Below are 18,374 nucleotides of genomic sequence, written 5' to 3'. Positions count from 1 at the left end.
TCTTCCCTGCTGATAGAGCTTTACATACCGAAATACTTCTTCGCTCACGCGGCGTCGCTGCATCAGGCTTTCGCCCATTGTGCAATATTCCCCACTGCTGCCTCCCGTAGGAGTTTGGGCCGTGTCTCAGTCCCAATGTGGCCGGTCACCCTCTCAGGTCGGCTACTGATCGTCGCCTTGGTGGGCCGTTACCTCACCAACTAGCTAATCAGACGCGGGTCCATCTTATACCGAAAAAACTTTTCACACTGCTTCATGCGATGCTGTGCGCTTATGCGGTATTAGCAGTCGTTTCCAACTGTTATCCCCCTGTACAAGGTAGGTTACCCACGCGTTACTCACCCGTCCGCCACTCAGTCAATAAATCGTCACCCCGAAGGGATCGTGATAAATTGCTTCGTTCGACTTGCATGTGTTAAGCACGCCGCCAGCGTTCATCCTGAGCCAGGATCAAACTCTCAATTTAAAAGTTTAATTCCGAATCAGTATAAAACTGACTTGTTTACTATAAAGGTTTCGTTTCATTAAGAAACTTAAATGAATTTCAAGGATACATGTTTTTATACAAAACTGTATTAATTCAAGGTTTGTTTCACTGTTCAGTTATCAATCTTCGTTTATTTGTTTTGCTCTGTGTGACTTGCTGTCCCTCAGTGCTCGATTATAATATCACCTGAATCATCACTTGTAAACCCCTTTTTGCCGATTTTCTTAAAGTAAATCTATTCTCCGTTTTTGATTAAGTTTTTTGAATTGTGCTAACTTTATAAACAATTAACAATATCTGTCCAAAGTGATAAGATGAATACATCTTAATACTTAATATAAGGGGCAAAAGTTATGGAACTAAATAAAGAAGAAACAATATCAACTATCAATCCTAAGAAGCAGTATTCAGAATATCTTATCATAGCGTATCTCACATATATGTCGCTATATATCATATTTAATTCCGCGGCAGAATTCCTATATAAAGCAAATCCTGTTTATCGTTTTGGAAACTATATAGGACTTGTACTTGCTATAGGTACTTTGGTACCCCTCGTAAGAAAGGTCCCAACAGATTTTCTTATTAAACCACTGAAGGTTAATAAAGCAAAAATATGGAATGCCATCACAAGAGGATTTTTCATTTGTCTAATATTTGGCGGCTTAATGATTATACTTAAATTCGTAATACTCCAAACAGTGCCTGCAATGATGAAACGCTGTCACCCATTCTTCTACTTTGATAGATTAATGCCTGGCAGAATCACTTCCAACACTATGCTGTATCCACTAACTGCTTTTTGGCAGGAATATTGCATGAACGTCATGGGTTATGATGGTATGCGCACTCTTCTTGTAGGTAATCACAGAAAACATAAATCTGTTTCTGTAGTAGCACTATTCTTTGGTGCCATGCATTACACTTATGGATTTCCAATGATAGCACTCACTATTCTGTTTGTTTTATTTATGAACTATATTTATCGTCGTACTAAAAACCTTTGGGTTTGTATGCTCGTCCATATCTTCTTAGGACAATTATTATTTACACTTCAATTACAAAAGATAACCTTCGCATTTTAGGTGTCTTTTTTATTAAGCTCCTGTTCTGCTTTGTGCCGCCTGTTAATACCTTTACTGGTATCAATAGTGCTGGCACGTTGAACAGCTGCATTTCCAAACTTTCCACGAATTGAATCTAGCGTAGAATCAAGGGCTTTTCTCTTTTCTTTATTTTCATCTTGAAAGAGAGACATCTGCTCAAACCCACCCCTATCAATATCACTAAGCGCAAGACCTATCAGCCTTAGGGGCTCCCCCTGCCAGCTTTCCTTAATAAGTTGCTTTGCCGTTGCATATATAATATCAGTGACGTCTGTTGCCTCTTTTAGCTTCTTTTGGTGGGATTTATTTACGAAATCAAGATTTCTAAAAGTAACCCCCACACATCTACATTTACCATCATCAGCTCTCATCCTTGCAGCAACTATATCTGCTTGTGCAAGAAGGATTCGGTTTATCGATTCTATATCTGTTAAATCGTCTTCTACTGTTGTTTCAGCAGAATACCCTTTAGCCTCCTCTGGCTCATCTAAAACAGGAGAATTGTCGATTCCATTTGCATAATTATGAAAATGAGCAGCAGCCCTCTCTCCTAAAACAAGAGCAAGCTGCTCCACTGGTGCCTTTGCCAGTTCTCCTATGGTATTGATATTAAGACTAATTAATCTTGCTGTTGTGGATTTGCCGCAAGAAAACAAATCGCCTACTGGAAGTGGCCACATTTTATCCTTTATCTCATCTGGAAATAATGTATGTACTTTATTTGGCTTTTCAAAATCTGATGCCATTTTTGCACACAGTTTATTAGCACCAATGCCTACATTCACAGTAAATCCAAGTTCCTTATAAATCCTATCCTTTATCTCATGTGCTGTTGCGATAGGGTCTGGATAAATCAAATGCATCCCGCTCATATCGAGAAAGACCTCATCTATTGAAAAGGACTGCATTGTAGGTGTGTATTCCTGACATATTGCTTTAAATGCCCTGGAGCACTTTACATACCAGGCAAAATTTGATGTTGCTACTACAAGACTAGGACATTTTCTTAGAGCCAATGCTACTGGCTCTCCTGTGACAATCCCATACTTTTTGGCAGGTATGGATTTGGCAGCTACTATGCTACGTCTTGAAGATGGATCTCCGCCCACAATAGATGGCACTTCACGCAAATCAGGCCCGCCATTTTTTAACATCTCAACAGCCGACCATGAAACAAAAGCACTATTAACATCAATGTGAAAAATCAATCGTTCGCTCATAATTACCTCTCTAATATAATACATCAACGATAGTCAAAAGCAAACAAATGTTTTATTTCTTGAAAAATATAAAGTTTAACATTATTATCAATCCATGGAATATTTAAGCTTATCGGATTATTTAAAAGACAAATATGGAACAAAGGTATACAAGCTTTCGCTTACAACAGGCTGCACCTGCCCTAATCGCGACGGTACTATCTCCTACGGTGGATGTATCTTTTGCTCTGAGGGTGGCTCAGGTGATTTTGCTGCCTATGGAAAAGATTTAGATGAACAAATTTCTTTTGCAAAAAGTAGAGTTGATGCAAAAATTTCTTCTAAAATTCCAGCTTCTGATAGAAAATACATATCATACTTTCAGTCCTTCACCAACACATATGGTGACGAAGAATACCTTATGAATTTATTCAAACGGGTATTAGATTATCCCGAGATTGTTGGACTGTCTATCGGTACAAGACCTGACTGTCTTTCAGATAAAATGATATCCTTCTTAAGCAGTCTTAATAGGCAAAAAGAAGTATGGGTAGAGCTAGGCCTCCAAACTATTCACGAAAATACCGCAAAGCTGATTAACAGAGGGTATGAGCTCCCCGTATTTGATGATGCTTATAAGAGATTGACTGATGCAGGTTTGAAGGTTGTTGTACATGTAATAATTGGCCTTCCAGATGAAAGTGATGAAGATATACTTGAAACAATTAAATATTTGGCAAAGCTATCTCCTACCCTTTTTGGAATCAAGCTACAATTGCTTCATGTACTTAGAGGCACACGCCTTGCTGAAATGTTCGAAGAAAAGCCATTTCGTATATACGAATTAAATCAGTACTGTGAAATAGTAGGACGTTGCCTAAAGGAACTACCAGCTGAAACAGTTATACATCGACTTACCGGCGACGGACCAAAAAAGCTCCTTATTGCACCCCTATGGAGTGGCAACAAGAAGCTTGTAATGAATACTATGCGAAGTTATATCGCAAAGCTTTAATAATGTATTTTCTTGCAGGCAGCATATATGGCTTTTGTATATAGCTTTGTCCCATAGAAATCTTTCTTGGAGCATCCAGCACGACCACCTCCTGCGCAAGCACAGGCACAGGCACATGCACAGGCGCAGGCACATCCACCGTGACCACCATGAAATCTAGTTCCTCTAGCTTTATTATATCTATTTGTAGCCCTGTAGTGGTTGGCGCCCAAGCCTCTCTGTGCATTGTAAGAGTCTTTTCTAAGAGATTTAAAGCCAATGCCAAGAAGGCCGATAAAAAGTACACCTCCTATTGGTACTACTAACATTAGAACGGAAAATAACTTCATATCCTCTGTAGTGTATAATCCACTTTCATCGTCTCCGTATCTGCTCTGACCATTTCCAGATGAATCTCCCCACTTTTCAGTAGCTTGATTACCTTCTAAATAATCAAATTGATTTTTTGAGTATTTCAGCTTTACTGTCTCTTTTAGGTTATATCCGCCTTTATCATTTTTCCATACAAGATATCCACCTGATTTATCTGGATTGCCATCATACTCTTCTACATAATCATCATTCCAGCGAACTACAATCCAATCAACAGGAGTGTCTTCAAACCACCCGGGAGTAAATTCGTAGTATGCTCCGTCCTCTTTCAGATTGAAGAGATTACACTGATGAAATCTGAAATCTAAATCTAGAATCTCGCCAGCCTTATACGACTTATCAAGATTCAAACGAACATAATCTCCACCCTGGCTGTAATAATAAATTGAATCTATATTATCCGAAATGGCTTCAAATTCGTCTGCATATTTATTCGGGATTCCTACCTTTATCCAAGTTAGAGGCCCCTCTGATTTACTATCCAACACCTCCCACTGAATATGATATGTAAGATCGCATGAGCCGTCATCACGCATATCAACCTGAACTTCGTACTCATGAATGTGGTCAAGAGGACTTCTTGCCAAAGCCCTGTCAGCAGAAATAAAAATACCAAGACCTAATAAAACTGCAAAAATAAAAATACTAAGTCTCTTACTCATGGGACACCTCCCCTTCATTCATCACGCGAAGTGGACATATCCCCTCAGCTTTGGCAGAATTATCACGGATAGATTTGCAGCGTTTTCCATTCCAAATCTTTTTCCAGGAATCTGTTTGCATATCTCCAAGAGTATCACTAGATAGCCAACTTTGACATGGAATGACATTGCCATCTGGAGTAATCGCCATGTTGCTTAAGCAGGCACCGCAGCTAGGCACAACCATTTTAAGTGCCACAAGCTTATCAGCATCAATCCATCCTGGAGATGTAAAATCAATTTCCATATCATGAGAATCTGTATATTCTTTTGCTTTTTTTATAATTTCATAGATTTCATCTTTTGTAAGCTGGGACTGTTTTGAATTTTCCGAGGTAGCATTACCGGTAACAATAAGTCCGGAACAAGTCACATACTGAACCCCTAGATTATGTAAAAACTCAAGCATGCCTACATAATCCCTGTTCAAAGAGCATAAAGGTGTATTTACACTAAGATTGAGACCTGCCTCTAGAGCGGTTTTTATCCCCTGAATTGTATCTTTGAAATGTGTGGAACCAACTAACTGATTATGAATTTCCTCTATATGCGAATAGAGTGTCACCTGCACACTATCAAGCTCCGCTTCCACAAGCTTTTGAACAAGTTCTTTTGTAAGAAGAATGCCATTTGTATTTAGCCTTGTCACAAACCATCTGGCGTGATGAATAAGCTCAGGCAAGTCCTTTCGTAAGGTAGGCTCTCCTCCAGTAAAAGTAAGCTGCGAAATTCTAGCAGCTTTACATCTATCTATTATTCGCTTCCAGCCTTCTGTGTCTAGTTCCTGCACCTCGGCATATTTCTGTCCTGCAGCATAGCAATGAATACAATGCTGATTGCAAGCCCAATGCCCATCCTTTGCCATTGCAGAAATCATAAGGTCCATTCTATGTGGTGCAGTCATGTAGGGTGCGTACTCTGCCAGACTCATAGTTCCAATATCCATAGCTGGAACATTATTTCTTGCAATATCTTCAAAAGTGCTAACGATAGTGTTCAAATCCTCCCTAAGAGTGGCATCACTAACATTTGGATAAACCATTCTAACTCGATGGAATGCATCTATCAAAATATCATCAAGCGTATCCTGATTCATAGAACCATCGCCAAACTCGTTCACTCCTCTAACAAATTCTGTCAGAAGAATTGCCCATGCCTCATTGATAGGAAGAACATCCTGACCATTCAAAATAACTACTGCTGGCACATATTTAAACGGCGTAAATTTAGGTGGAATCATGTGTATACGGACTACACCTGGACCATTTGGATTCCAGGTGGTGTGTACCACACTATTCCACTCTTTAAGCTCATATAACTTTTCCCTAATCATAATTATTATCCCTTTTATCTATTACCACCAGATAAAAAAATACTGAATGATATAGTTTATTCCAAACAGCGCTATAAGAAAAATATAGCCCCAATATGGTCTTAATATTCCTATCCCTTGGTCCCTGACAAGGCCTGTTCTATCTGGAAGAACCTTTTCAAGCTCTATTTCGTTCTTATAGTGATAAAATGCCCCCTTGAGCAAATTATAAAATACAATAGCTTCAATGGTACCACACACCATCGCTGTAAAAACAGCTCCATCGCTTCCACCTATACACCCAAGCATTAAAAACACTAGGAAATTTATAAGCATAATGATAAATTGTTTGCTTCGATTCCGATGATAATAACAGCGCTTATCAAGCAAGTCTATATTATCTTTATTGAATTCAGGCAAAACTTCTTTTAAAAGAGGATTTTTAGCGATTATATACTGACAAAAAATAGTGTATCTATCTTCAGATAACTTTCTTGATGTCGACAATCCCACATTATAATAAAAAGTAAGCTTCTCGAAGCCCAACCAAAACTCAAAGCCTCGAGCGCCTACTCTATAATGTCCTTTTTCTATAGAATCAGCCCACTCTGCGTAGCTGTGTGAATGGAGATGTCCAAGCAAGTCGCTATATAAAAGTTCTCTTTCTTTCATCAAATGTGGATGATTTTTTCTAAACTCTATTACCTTATCTCTAAATACCACAAAATAGATGCTTAATAGGATGCACCCAGCTATAATTGCTATTTTAGTTATTGTGAATTCTGCGCCAGTCTCATATATGATATACATGCCAAGGATGCTGTATGGCAGCAATAACCTACCAAGCACCATAAATACAACCGAGTCTTCCGTACGAAACTCACTAACTGGTATTTCTCTTCTTGATTCTCTACCCATTAACAATACTCTCCAACGCAGATAATAATCCGCTATTTTCATTATGTGATTTGACGGCTATACGATAAAAGCCTATAGAAAGCCCTTCGTAATCAGAGCAGTCCCTGATTAGTATACTATACTCAATCAGTTTTTTCTTTAAATCTGTGATATTAGATTTAAAAAGAATGTAATTGGCATCTGATGGATAAACCTTAAAGCCTAGCTCCTTTAGCCCTGCAATAAGATATTTTTTCTCATCATTAATCAATCTAACAGACTCCTCAATGTAATCTAATTGCCTTAGGCATTGAACTCCGGCCATCTGGGCAAAAATAGACAGATTCCACTCTGGCAAATGACTTTTTATTTTTTGTGCGATTGTAGCCTTAGAGCAAATTGCATAGCCTATTCTAACACCAGGAATTGCATAGGTTTTCGTGAAGGCTCTAAGTACAATTAATGATTTGTAATTTCTAGCATCATACGCAAGAGATAGTTCCTTTTCTCTTCCTGTCAATGACAAGAAACATTCATCAACTATGAGCATTGTGCCTGTCTTTTCACATACTTCAACAATCTTCTTTAATAAATCCATTTCAATCAATCCACCATTTGGATTATTAGGATTTGTTAAAAACATAATCTGAGGCTTTTCCTCAGCAATTCTATTGATAATATCATCCTGAAGCTTAAAATCATTTTCTTCCAAAAGATGATGATAAACTATTCTACAATTAGGTGAAGCACCTAATATGCAATGTTCATATCCAGAAAAGCATGGCGTGATAAGCATTGCTTTCTTTGGAACGGTTGCATGACATATAGCCATGATAAGCTCTGAAGCACCGTTGCCATAAACAACCTCATCCTCTAGCACATCAAAAATCCTAGCCGTATCACTCACTAGCTGCATATGTGAAATATCAGGGTACTTATTGGCATGAAGTGCCGCTTCTGTCAGAACCCATTGAACTTCAGATGGCACACCGAGAGGGTTCAGATTTATCGAAAAATCAAAATGAATATTGTTTCTGTAAATATCTCCGCCGTGCATAATAACTCCTTAAAACATAAAAACAAAAATAATTATAACAACGATACTAATCAGTTCACATAAAAGTGATGTAAGTATCATTAAGCGATTGGCTCGCCTAATATCCATAAGCTCAACATCCCTTAATTTATCCCCTATAAATGGTTTTTCATATCTTTTTCCAAAATAGCTTGCTGGCCCTGCCAATTGTATGGAAAGGGCTCCTGCACATACACTTTCAGTCTGTGCTGAATTAGGACTGGCATGATTAAATCTATCTCGCTTAAATATTCTATAAGCGTTTTTCCCATTATAATCTTTACCTAAAAAAGCACAGCTAAGAATCATGAGAATTGCACTTATCCTGGCAGGAATGAAATTAACGATATCATCAAGCTTTGCGGCATATCTTCCAAAGCTAAGATACTTTTCATCCTTGTAGCCTATCATAGAATCCATTGTATTTATAGCTTTATAAACTATACCAAGTACAGGTCCTCCAATGGCAAGATAGATTAAAGGAGCAATAACTCCATCAGAAGCGTTTTCAGCAACTGTCTCAACTGCCGCTTTGATTACCCCTGTCTCATCCAGTGCTTCAGTGTCCCTTCCAACTATCATAGAAACTGCTTTTCGTCCTGCTGTAAGACCTTCATTTTTTAAAGCATAAAAGACCTTCATACTCTCTTTATAAAGACTCTTTGTAGCCAGACATTGATATGTTATTACAGCTTCTATTATAATTCCAATTTTTGAATTAATTGTGTATAAAAACCACAAAAATAAAGCTGTTATCGAGGCGGATACCGTAATCACGATAACAACTAATAAAAGTCCCTTATATTGTTTTGTCTTTTCCTCATCATTAGGCTTTAACAAACCTTTTGTCAGGCGTGAAATCAGGTTTCCAATCCAGACAACCGGATGAAAGCTTCCAAATGGATCACCTAAGAAAAGATCGAGTAAATAGCCCAGAATAAAGGCCGTTAGATGATAAATCAAATGTATATCCCTCACCATTTTCTACATGATATGAATAGTACTCTCCTTCAAAGAGGGTACTTAAAATTGACATAATAGTCCCGCCATGAACTACTGCCGAGATATTATTATATTCTTTAGATAATTTGATAAGCTTCTCAAAGCCTAACATTACCCTACTTGTTGCCTCTGCCATACTCTCGCCACCTGGAAACGGTGCTTCCCCGCCAGATTCAATCCACTGCATATACTCTTTATCATCTGAAAGCTCAATATAGTTTTTGCCTTCAAAATGTCCAAAATCTGTTTCTCTAAGCTCGTCTATAACATGGATATCAATTTTAGGATAGATTATTTCCGCGGTTCTTACACATCGTTTTAGAGGGCTGGCAAAAACAATGTCAGCCTCAGGATAAATTCTTTCTCTAATTTCTTCTTCGCCAGCAAGAGTCATCTGCTCGTCAGTAACTCCGATGTATTTCTTTTCAAAATTACCAGCAGTCTTTCCATGCCTGATAAGAGTAATTGTTTTATTCATCATTTTATCCTCTGACCAATACCCATGATTACTCTATGGACCTCTGATGCATCCTTTGCTAGTTCAATAAGTATTCTTCCAGATACTTCACGCCAAATTCTTTCATCCTCATCTATAGGAACTACTCCATTTCCTACATCATCTGAAATAATAACCCAGTTCCCCTCTGCGGTAGAACTACGAATTTCAGATAGGATGTCTTCTTCACTTTTTCCCTCACTAAGTCTCTTTTTTATTAATAGATGCGCCTGATTGAGAAATCTTGCTTCTGAAAAATTATGAAGTGCATATTCTGTTTTGCCTTGATAACTTCCACCTACTACTAAAATCATATCCTAATACCATTTATGAATGAAAATACGCCAACTGCCAGCCCAGACCACAATTCAGCCGAGCATACAAACCAGCCCGCCAAATCTCCGGTAACTCCACCAAATTTGTCACGTGACATAAAGTAATAATAAATTAATACTATTACAAGTGGTACTAAGGCCACATTCCAATATAACTGCAAATAGTGTCCTGCAACAATAGATACAATTACAAATTGAATTGCAAGAGAAGTCACAACCACCTTTTCACTGGCAGTATTTGATTCCACATGTAAAGAGCCACTGTTTTTAGCCTTTTTATAATTAATAGCACAAATTCCACTAACAGCTCTAGATTCAAAAAAGATAATGGACCATGCAATAAATCCACTGTGATCCATAAGATAGATAGCGGATGTCATGAACAATCCATATACAACTAAACCTATCACAGCAAAGGCACCGATATGTGGATCTTTCAGTATCTCAAGCCTTTTTTCTTTATCCTGATAAGATGACAAGGCATCTACTGTATCCATAAATCCATCTACATGAAATCCACCTGTAACAATTAGTGGAATGGCAATGGCAATTAACGTAAATACGATATGTGGAACTGTGAAATATTCACATAACAGTCTCCAACCGTATTCAATCAATCCGATAACAGCGCCAACCCAAGGGAAAAAGATAAAATGATATTTCATATCTTCTGAGCCCCAGGTAAACCTAGGCATAGGAATTCTAGAATACATAGAAAATGCCACAATAATTGATTTAATGATTCTCATAGTTTGATTCCAATTCCGACAACAACCTCATAGACATCCTTTGCAACACGGGCTAATTCTACATTTATTTTGCCCAATGCACGCATATATTCTTTCGTCCATTCATCATAGGTATTTCCGTCTTCAAAAATATTATTAGTGACAATAACGATATGGGAAGCCTGCTCTTCAAGTGCTTTGATATCCGCAATAATTTTGTCTGCACAAACAAGTGAAGGCACACATTTACCATTTCCAAACATTTCGTTAGCCACAAGATTAGACATACATTCCAGCAATACAATAGAATCTTTTTGAATATCTTCTGCTGCTCTATTTATATCTGTAGGATATTCAAGGGTAACGAAGTCTTTTCCTTCCCGAAGCTTTCTGTGTCTATCTATTCTTTTGTTGCTTTCTTCATCTGCTGATGCCATGGTAGCAAGGTAATATCTGTTTTTAAAATCGGTGGAACATACAATATCCTCCGCAAAAGCAGATTTACCACTACCACTTCCGCCATAAATCAATGTAATCATATATTCGAATTATAATTTTCATACTGGTCTACACCAGAATCACCAAACTTCAATGCATCATGAAATACTGTATCAGCAAGTCTAAGAGAAGATGCCATCATAACAGCTCCTGTTCCCTCGCCAACAGCCATATTTGCGTCGAATATTGGCTCTAGCTTGAGCTTGCTTGCAAGCTTTCTTGAAACCGGCTCCTTGCTAATATGAGAAGGGATCAAGTAATCTCTGGTGTTATCTAATAATCTATCTGCAACTACTGCTGACACAAGGCTAAGCATTCCATCCAATATTACAGGGACTTTATACAATGCTCCTCCTAAAATAATGCCGGTCATACAAGCCAGCTCCAAGCCACCAAAATAGCTGCATATTTCCACTGGAGACAGCCCACTGTACATGGAAAGTGCCATGGAAACCACCGCACGTTTTTTTGAATAGCTCTCATCATCAAGACCTGCGCCTCGGCCAGTAACAGCCTCTGCATTTAAGTCTAATAGATATCCAGCAACAACAGCTGCCGATGTGGTATTTCCTATCCCCATTTCACCTACAAGTAAAACATCATAGCCACATTCTTTACTATCCTTAACAAGATCCATGCCCACCTGCACTGCTCTGGAGAACTCCTCCACAGACATTGCTGGCTGCTTTAAGAAATTGCATGTACCATACTTTACTCGTCTGTTTAATGTGTATGGAACCTCATGTGCATAATTAATGCCTACGTCCACTGCCATAATATCGATGCCAAGTGATCTGGCCATAACGCCAACAGTGGTAAGTCCCTTTCCAATGTTTGTCGCACAGATTCTGGTAACATCCTGATCTGCCTGACTAACACCTTCTTCAACAATTCCGTGATCACCGCAGCTGACAATCAGTCTCATATGAGATAAATCTGGCGCATCAAAGCCTTGAATAGCTGCAATCTTAGAATGAAAATCCTCGTATTTTCCAAAACTATCTATCGGCTTAGAAACTCTATCCCATTCTTTTTTTATCTCAGCAATTCGACTCTTGTCGACTGGTTCAATTTTAATTTTGTTCTCTAAAATATCATCAAATAGATATCTTACATTTTCCATAATCTTTCATTGCCTCCAAGAAGTTTTCCACAAATTTTGGTGATGATGGATAATACAAATGAGGATACCCCACACAAAGCCTTCCGTTAAAATGCATTCCTTTTACAGTGGAACCTGTAGATGCCTTTGTGACCGACAAATCTCCCCCATTATTATCTGAATCATAATAATGAAATTCGTGTCCCTTAATTAAAAAGGTATCATCTTTTTCTATTGTAACATATCCAAAACGAACTAGCTTGCCTTTAAAGCTGGAACTACCTGAAATTGCTCCAACCATCTGATACATTTTTTCTTCTTTATTTGCTATATATTCAAGCAGATACATAAATCCGCCGCACTCTGCCAAAACAGGCATTCCTCTATCAATAGCTTTCTTGATAGCAGTCTTAATGCTACCGTTATTTGCAAGCTCATTTAGATAGTTTTCTGGATAGCCACCACCTAAAAGAATACCATTAATATCCTTTGGCAACACTTTGTCATGAATAGGCGAAAAATACTCTAGCTCAACTCCTGCTCTCTCAAGCATCCTAAGATTTTCTTTGTAATAAAAACAAAAAGCTTCATCACGAGCTACTGCAAGCTTCATGTGATTCGCATTTACGATATCAGACTGATTACATGCAGCCTCTATATCCTCAGCACTTCTTGCTATATCAAGAATACAATTTAAATCAATGCCCTCTTTTACAATATCACGGACTACACTTAGCTTTTCATTTATAGTATCTATTTCATTAGGCATCACTAGGCCTAAGTGTCTACTATCAACAGAAACTGCCTGATTGTTTTCTACATAGCCAACAACCTTGATTCCAAGCTCTGTTTCAATAAGATTAGATAAAGTCTTGGCAAATCCCTTTGAAACTTTATTTAACACAACACCTTTTATAAGATTACTTTTATCATATGATAAAAATCCCTTGATTTCTGCGAGAATAGAGCGTCCCATTCCTCTACCATTTATTACTAAAACAATTGGTGCTTTGAGAACTCTGGCTAAATCGTAGGAGGAGCCTTTTATTTGGGTACCTCCAAGTCCATCATACAGTCCCATAACTCCTTCTATAACAGCAACATCACCCGCATATTCATCTAAAAACAAGCTCGTTGTGACATCATCCTCAGTAAAAAATGTATCAAGATTGCCAGCTTCGAGTCCCAGTACATTTCTATGAAACATAGGGTCTATATAATCTGGACCGCACTTAAAACTACAAGGATTTAAGCCCTTATCCTTAAGGGCTGCTAAAATTCCACATGTAATTGTAGTTTTTCCTGTGCCACTTCCAGTGGCTGCAATCATAATTCTTGGATAATTCATATAAACTCCTAGTCTTTGGCTCGCTTGTTACTTTTATCTAATCCTAGTCTTTGGCTCGCTTGTTACGCTTACAATCCTGTCTATCACTCCGCTCAGCGTAGAATGCTTCGCTTGAGTAATAGCCATGATTGTTAGCTACAAGCTATCCTAACTCATATCCCATCTTATAATGTGAACGATACTACGTATACGGGATTTTGAGCCTGTAGGATATTGTATTCGCCCACCGTCTTAGCCTTGCTTATTGATACCTGAACAAAGTCGGCATGCTCAATTCCGTTTTGTTTTAAGACACGATTGATTTCTGAAATGGTCTCCAAAGTAACCGCATTTATAACCACTCTAATGCCGGCGCCCTTATCTTCTAAGACTTTTATTATCTCTTCTAATCTGCCCCCGCTTCCACCAATAAATACATGTGTTGGTGATGGCAAATCCTTCAAAGCTTCTGGCGCAACACCAGGAATAAGCTTTACATTTTTAAGGGCAAACATATTAATGTTTTCTTTGATTAGCTCACAAGCTTCCTCTTTGAATTCTATCGCATATACGTTAATGGAAGGATGCAAAAGCCCCAGTTCAACTGCCACCGAGCCACTACCGCTTCCAATATCATAAACAACAGAATTTTCTGTAACGCCTAATTTACAGATAGAAAGAGCCCTAACCTCTTCTTTTGACATAGGTGTTTTGTTTCGCAAGAAAACATTATCTTTTAATCCCGGAGACAATCTCTTTTCAAGAGGATTTCTTGTTTTAATCAGCATTACGCAAAGCCCTTCTTCTGCCAAGGCTGCACATTTCGCTGCATTACATCTAATCAGTTTTTCATTAGAATAAAGATTGTATCCCGCTACAATGTCAAATTTAAGCTGGAAGAGGTTTTCTAGCTTAAGAAGGATTTCACCAATAATTCTTACATCTTTAGAACCTGAAGTAAGTGTATAGGTCTTTTTTGAGTATTTAACTGCCTCTATTAACTCAGGCTGCCAATCTCCCTCAGATATTCCATGGGTGCTCATGACATAAGCATCCTCTACGCTCTCACCACATCTAGCCGCCAAAGCACTGATTGATGATATTCCAGGAAGAATAGTAGTCTTGAATCTTCCATCATGCTTTAATGCTTCTATCATCTTTTTGGTTCCACTATAAAAGCCTGTATCACCTGAAAACAAAATAACAGCTTTTATTTTCCCAGTGGAAATCGAATCTGCTTTTTCATTCAAAACAGGTATGATATCAGCAGCTAAATAATATGGATATTTCCTTGCTTTGCAGTCAATAACTGATATTAGTCTTGGCGCTCCAAACACAATATCAGCTTCCGCTATTTTAGCTTTGACCTCTTCTGTAAGAGATCCAAATCCCATTCCAAAGCCCGCCAAAATTATATCCACCTTTATATCTGGTGTTATTTCTTCAAATGCAGTTTGGGTGAGGGTGGTTTCAAGTAAGTTTTCTAATTCACTAATGGTATCTTTTAAAGGTATGCCTTCTATTGTTTCAGAAGGTCTTTTTATGATAAAGCATTTAACCCCTTCGGATTTGGCAGCATTAATTCTTTCTGCTTCTCCGCTGACCTTGCCGCTTTCCTTAAGAACAAGAATATCTGCCTTGGTATCTCGCAGCTGAATACGATTCATTGCAGTTGAAAATGGGCCCTGCATAGCAATAATCTGCTTACCGGTTAGGCCATTTTCATAGCAGATATTAAGGCTTTCTACGCTAGGGATTACACGGACTATCAATCTATCTTTCAATGATTCATTCTGACAAAAAACCTTTAGTTCCTTACTTCCTGTTGTAAGAAAGATATTCCCCTCTGTGTTCTCTAGAGCTTTTGCGCAATCAGCAGTATTATCAAAGAACTCACAGCCACTATAATCTATGTCCACTTCATCTCTTCGAACTCTAAAAAACGGAATCTGCTTATATTCAAACAGAGCATTATCTATTTCCTTTTTTACAATTTCAGCAAATGGATGTGTTCCATCAACAATCACATCTGGGTGCTCATTTTCAAACATACGAGTCATAGCCCTATAATCCATACGGCCAATTCTTACATCTATGAGCTCATCCTCAAAAACAGTCTCTTTGCCATATTCAGTTGCTACGCAGTATACTACCGAAATCCCTGCATGAGCCAATAGCTCTGCTAATTGTCTGCCTTCAGTAGTCCCGCCAAAGATTATTATTTTTTTCAAATTTGATATCCTCTTTTTGTAACAAGCTTACCTAGCACTATTTCACTTTTTGAATTTCCAATAAACACTGTTGTAAACATATTTACTTCAGCCTCTTTCAATTCCCCTAGAGGCATTACAACCGATTTTGTTCCTTCTCTGCCTATGTTTTCAACATATCCGCAGGCTCTATTTTCACTTGCCCCAGCAGCAAGCATAATCTCACATGCTCTCTTCAGATAATCATGTCTCTTTTTGCTAGATGGATTGTAAATTGCGATGGCAAAATCTCCATCTATAGCAGCCTTAAGCCTCTTTTCTATCATTTCCCATGGGGTTAACAAATCGCTTAGGCTGATAACGCAAAAATCATGATTTATTGGTGCCCCTAGCACTGCTGCTCCAGAAATTGCTGCAGTAACACCGGGTATCACTATAAGATTTTCTTCTGTTAAATCCGAATTCGCATTTACGTATTCAGGTAAAAGTTCGTACATAGGAGCAGCCATGCCATAAACTCCAGCATCTCCACTACAGATAAATGCTACATCCTTACCTTCTATGGCAAAGTCAAAACAGGCTCTGCATCTTTCTATCTCTTGACGCATTGGTGTAGTAAAAAACTCTTTCTCTGGAAAATGCTCTTTGACCAAATCAACATAGACCGTATACCCAACGATAACATCAGACTTTTCCATGGCTGTAAAAGCTTCCTCTGTCATCATACTTCTATATCCTGGTCCCATTCCTATAATATAAATTCTTCCTGCCATTTACTCTTTCCCTTTTCTAAAACAGCTATAGCTTTTGTCATGCCATCTCTTGCTTCCTTTTTACGTATCAACGAAGCCCCAAGACAAACAGCTGCTCTCTCACTAACATTTCCTACGCCTACATTTTCTTTTACAAATTCCGATTCAGTAAAGTCACCATCTACTGCTTCTAACTCATTTGCTGAGAAAGTGATAAATTTTGTTCCTAATAGTGCTGCAAGCTTTAATAGACCTTCCTCTTTATCCTTAGCATCTATAGAAACTATTGCATATAACTTATCTCTTAATTCTTTTTCTGAATAAGATTCCAGCAAAAATGAAAGCAAGGCTTCGCAGCTTTTTCCTTTCTTGCAGCCCATTCCAATAACAAGGCTCTTCCTGACAAGCATCAGCTTTCCATCTACAAATATATTATCTCCTTCTACAGCCACAGCTGGCTTTTCATTTCTAAGAAGCATAGATGAAATTGTTTTGATGCTGCCTTTATCGACTATACGATAACCATTTTTCACTGCAAATGAATCTATGGAAAAAACATTATTGATATCTGTTGCTGTTGTAATCACTGGATTTGCATTTATTGCCTCTGCAAACTCCCTAACCAAATCGTTTGCCATACCAAAATGGCCTGACAATACTGGAATTACATTTATTCCTAACTCATCGATTACGATTACAGGACTATCCATCAGCTTGTCAGAAACAAATGGTGCTATAGTCCTTACTGCAATCCCTGTAGCCCCGATAAAAACCAGAGGCAAATGATATTTAAAGCTGTTAGCAGTGAATTCTTCTAAGGAAGATTCTGCGGGCTTTTCCTCAAATACATAGTTTTCAAAGCCAGCTACTAATCTTTCATAAACTGACTTTCCATTATCTGTAAAATATACAACGTTAACTAATCTATTTACCTTCATATCTTTCTATAGCCTGTTTCAAATTCAGGGTCATATAGCTTTGATAGAGAGAAACCTGATTTAGAAATCACATTTCCCACTAAAACAACTGCCAAATTCTTGATTCCGTGCTCCATTGCAGTTTGCGCAAGGGTTCCAACTGTGCAAATATATTTTTGTTCATCTGGCCATGTGGCTTTATAAACAATTGCAGCTGGAGTATCTTTTGAATATCCACCATTCGTCAATGCTCGTGATAATTTTTCCATCATTCCACTGCTAAGGTAGATGGCCATGGATGCATTATGTGCTGCAAGTCGCTCGATGGATTCCTTCTCCGGCACAGCTGTGCGGCCTGCCATTCTTGTGATAATTAATGTCTGACTTACATCAGGCAATGTATATTCTAAATTCAGACTTGCTGCTGCACCAAAGCAGGCACTAACGCCAGGGCAGCTTTCATATGGTATGCCATTTTCATCCAATATCAGCATCTGCTCTTGAACAGCGCCATAAATGCTTGGCTCGCCTGTGTGAAGCCTTACTACCATTTTGCCAGCCTTGGCTGCTGCAATCATTACAATCATTACTTCCTCCAGTGTCATAACTGCACTGTTGTATACCTCACAGCCTCTCTTTGCATAATCCAAAAGCTCTGGATTTACAAGCGAGCCTGCATATACAATCACATCTGCATGCTGCAACAATCGCATACCTCTTACTGTAATTAAATCGGCTGCACCACAGCCGGCTCCAACGAAATAAACAAGCGGCTTCTCCCTCTGGGAGAAGCTGTCACCATAGGTGACTGATGAGGGTGTATCAAAACTGTTTTGCATATAA

The 18,374-nt window shown here is 38.3% G+C and carries 18 protein-coding genes and 1 rRNA gene; 2 read left to right on the top strand and 17 right to left on the bottom strand.

From position 1 onward, the window contains the following. Positions 1-466: ribosomal RNA gene (locus T498_RS0107145) — 16S ribosomal RNA — on the bottom strand; the annotation flags it as partial. A 374-nt stretch (positions 467-840) separates the two neighbouring features. Here T498_RS0107145 and T498_RS0107140 point away from each other — a divergent pair. Next, positions 841-1,572, top strand: coding sequence for a CPBP family intramembrane glutamic endopeptidase (locus T498_RS0107140; protein ID WP_028235315.1), 732 nt, complete (start codon positions 841-843; stop codon positions 1,570-1,572). Here the strand turns inward: T498_RS0107140 and T498_RS0107135 are convergent. Further along, complete coding sequence (locus tag T498_RS0107135; RefSeq protein WP_036978045.1) at positions 1,569-2,813, bottom strand: Y-family DNA polymerase; 1,245 nt, start codon at positions 2,811-2,813, stop codon at positions 1,569-1,571. The two genes, T498_RS0107140 and T498_RS0107135, sit on opposite strands and share 4 nt — an antisense overlap. A gap of 94 nt (positions 2,814-2,907) precedes the next feature. Here T498_RS0107135 and T498_RS0107130 point away from each other — a divergent pair, with 94 nt between their 5' ends. Continuing rightward, on the top strand, positions 2,908-3,807 hold the full coding sequence (locus tag T498_RS0107130; protein WP_028235313.1) for a TIGR01212 family radical SAM protein: 900 nt from the start codon (positions 2,908-2,910) through the stop codon (positions 3,805-3,807). On the opposite strand, the gene T498_RS0107125 is transcribed toward T498_RS0107130, so the two are convergent. The 15 genes from T498_RS0107125 to cobM all read right to left on the bottom strand — a co-directional run bounded on the left by T498_RS0107125 (position 3,804) and on the right by cobM (position 18,370). Beyond that, a complete protein-coding gene (locus tag T498_RS0107125; RefSeq protein WP_028235312.1) occupies positions 3,804-4,841 on the bottom strand; it encodes a hypothetical protein in 1,038 nt (345 codons plus the stop codon). The two genes, T498_RS0107130 and T498_RS0107125, sit on opposite strands and share 4 nt — an antisense overlap. Then, positions 4,834-6,213: a radical SAM/SPASM domain-containing protein gene (locus T498_RS0107120; RefSeq protein WP_036978042.1), complete on the bottom strand. Its 1,380-nt coding sequence runs from the start codon at positions 6,211-6,213 to the stop codon at positions 4,834-4,836. Before T498_RS0107120 ends, T498_RS0107125 begins: the two co-directional genes overlap by 8 nt. A gap of 21 nt (positions 6,214-6,234) precedes the next feature. Continuing rightward, positions 6,235-7,110 (bottom strand): hypothetical protein, encoded by an 876-nt coding sequence (locus T498_RS0107115; RefSeq protein WP_028235310.1) that lies wholly within the window; start codon positions 7,108-7,110, stop codon positions 6,235-6,237. Further along, positions 7,103-8,146 (bottom strand): pyridoxal phosphate-dependent aminotransferase, encoded by a 1,044-nt coding sequence (locus tag T498_RS0107110; RefSeq protein WP_028235309.1) that lies wholly within the window; start codon positions 8,144-8,146, stop codon positions 7,103-7,105. The genes T498_RS0107115 and T498_RS0107110 overlap by 8 nt, the downstream gene beginning before the upstream one ends. A 9-nt stretch (positions 8,147-8,155) precedes the next feature. Further along, complete coding sequence (gene cbiB, locus T498_RS0107105) at positions 8,156-9,127, bottom strand: adenosylcobinamide-phosphate synthase CbiB (RefSeq protein WP_028235308.1); 972 nt, start codon at positions 9,125-9,127, stop codon at positions 8,156-8,158. Beyond that, the gene (locus T498_RS0107100; protein WP_051524655.1) at positions 9,069-9,647 is read right to left on the bottom strand and encodes a histidine phosphatase family protein; all 579 of its coding nucleotides are present in this window, start codon (positions 9,645-9,647) and stop codon (positions 9,069-9,071) included. The genes cbiB and T498_RS0107100 overlap by 59 nt, the downstream gene beginning before the upstream one ends. Continuing rightward, positions 9,644-9,976 (bottom strand): bifunctional adenosylcobinamide kinase/adenosylcobinamide-phosphate guanylyltransferase, encoded by a 333-nt coding sequence (locus T498_RS0107095; RefSeq protein WP_028235306.1) that lies wholly within the window; start codon positions 9,974-9,976, stop codon positions 9,644-9,646. Before T498_RS0107095 ends, T498_RS0107100 begins: the two co-directional genes overlap by 4 nt. After that, positions 9,973-10,746, bottom strand: a complete 774-nt coding sequence (locus tag T498_RS0107090) for an adenosylcobinamide-GDP ribazoletransferase (protein WP_028235305.1) — start codon at positions 10,744-10,746, stop codon at positions 9,973-9,975. The genes T498_RS0107095 and T498_RS0107090 overlap by 4 nt, the downstream gene beginning before the upstream one ends. Further along, entirely contained in the window at positions 10,743-11,264 is a 522-nt protein-coding gene (locus T498_RS0107085; RefSeq protein ID WP_028235304.1) for a bifunctional adenosylcobinamide kinase/adenosylcobinamide-phosphate guanylyltransferase, read from the bottom strand. The genes T498_RS0107090 and T498_RS0107085 overlap by 4 nt, the downstream gene beginning before the upstream one ends. After that, entirely contained in the window at positions 11,261-12,346 is a 1,086-nt protein-coding gene (locus tag T498_RS0107080; protein ID WP_036978078.1) for a nicotinate-nucleotide--dimethylbenzimidazole phosphoribosyltransferase, read from the bottom strand. Before T498_RS0107080 ends, T498_RS0107085 begins: the two co-directional genes overlap by 4 nt. Next, complete coding sequence (locus T498_RS0107075; RefSeq protein ID WP_028235303.1) at positions 12,321-13,673, bottom strand: cobyrinate a,c-diamide synthase; 1,353 nt, start codon at positions 13,671-13,673, stop codon at positions 12,321-12,323. Before T498_RS0107075 ends, T498_RS0107080 begins: the two co-directional genes overlap by 26 nt. Before the next feature lie 164 nt (positions 13,674-13,837). Beyond that, complete coding sequence (gene cobK, locus T498_RS0107070; protein WP_028235302.1) at positions 13,838-15,883, bottom strand: precorrin-6A reductase; 2,046 nt, start codon at positions 15,881-15,883, stop codon at positions 13,838-13,840. Further along, complete coding sequence (gene cobJ, locus T498_RS0107065) at positions 15,880-16,635, bottom strand: precorrin-3B C(17)-methyltransferase (RefSeq protein ID WP_028235301.1); 756 nt, start codon at positions 16,633-16,635, stop codon at positions 15,880-15,882. The genes cobK and cobJ overlap by 4 nt, the downstream gene beginning before the upstream one ends. Further along, positions 16,611-17,552, bottom strand: a complete 942-nt coding sequence (locus T498_RS15210; RefSeq protein WP_051524653.1) for a cobalt-precorrin 5A hydrolase — start codon at positions 17,550-17,552, stop codon at positions 16,611-16,613. The genes cobJ and T498_RS15210 overlap by 25 nt, the downstream gene beginning before the upstream one ends. Then, entirely contained in the window at positions 17,549-18,370 is an 822-nt protein-coding gene (gene cobM, locus T498_RS15205; protein ID WP_081779709.1) for a precorrin-4 C(11)-methyltransferase, read from the bottom strand. The genes T498_RS15210 and cobM overlap by 4 nt, the downstream gene beginning before the upstream one ends. Positions 18,371-18,374: the final 4 nt, after the last annotated feature.

It is taken from the genome of Pseudobutyrivibrio sp. MD2005, from assembly GCF_000621865.1.
Taxonomy (GTDB): domain Bacteria; phylum Bacillota; class Clostridia; order Lachnospirales; family Lachnospiraceae; genus Pseudobutyrivibrio.
The sequence above is the reverse complement of the archived record's forward strand: the minus strand, read 5'-3'. Positions and strand labels throughout refer to the sequence as shown.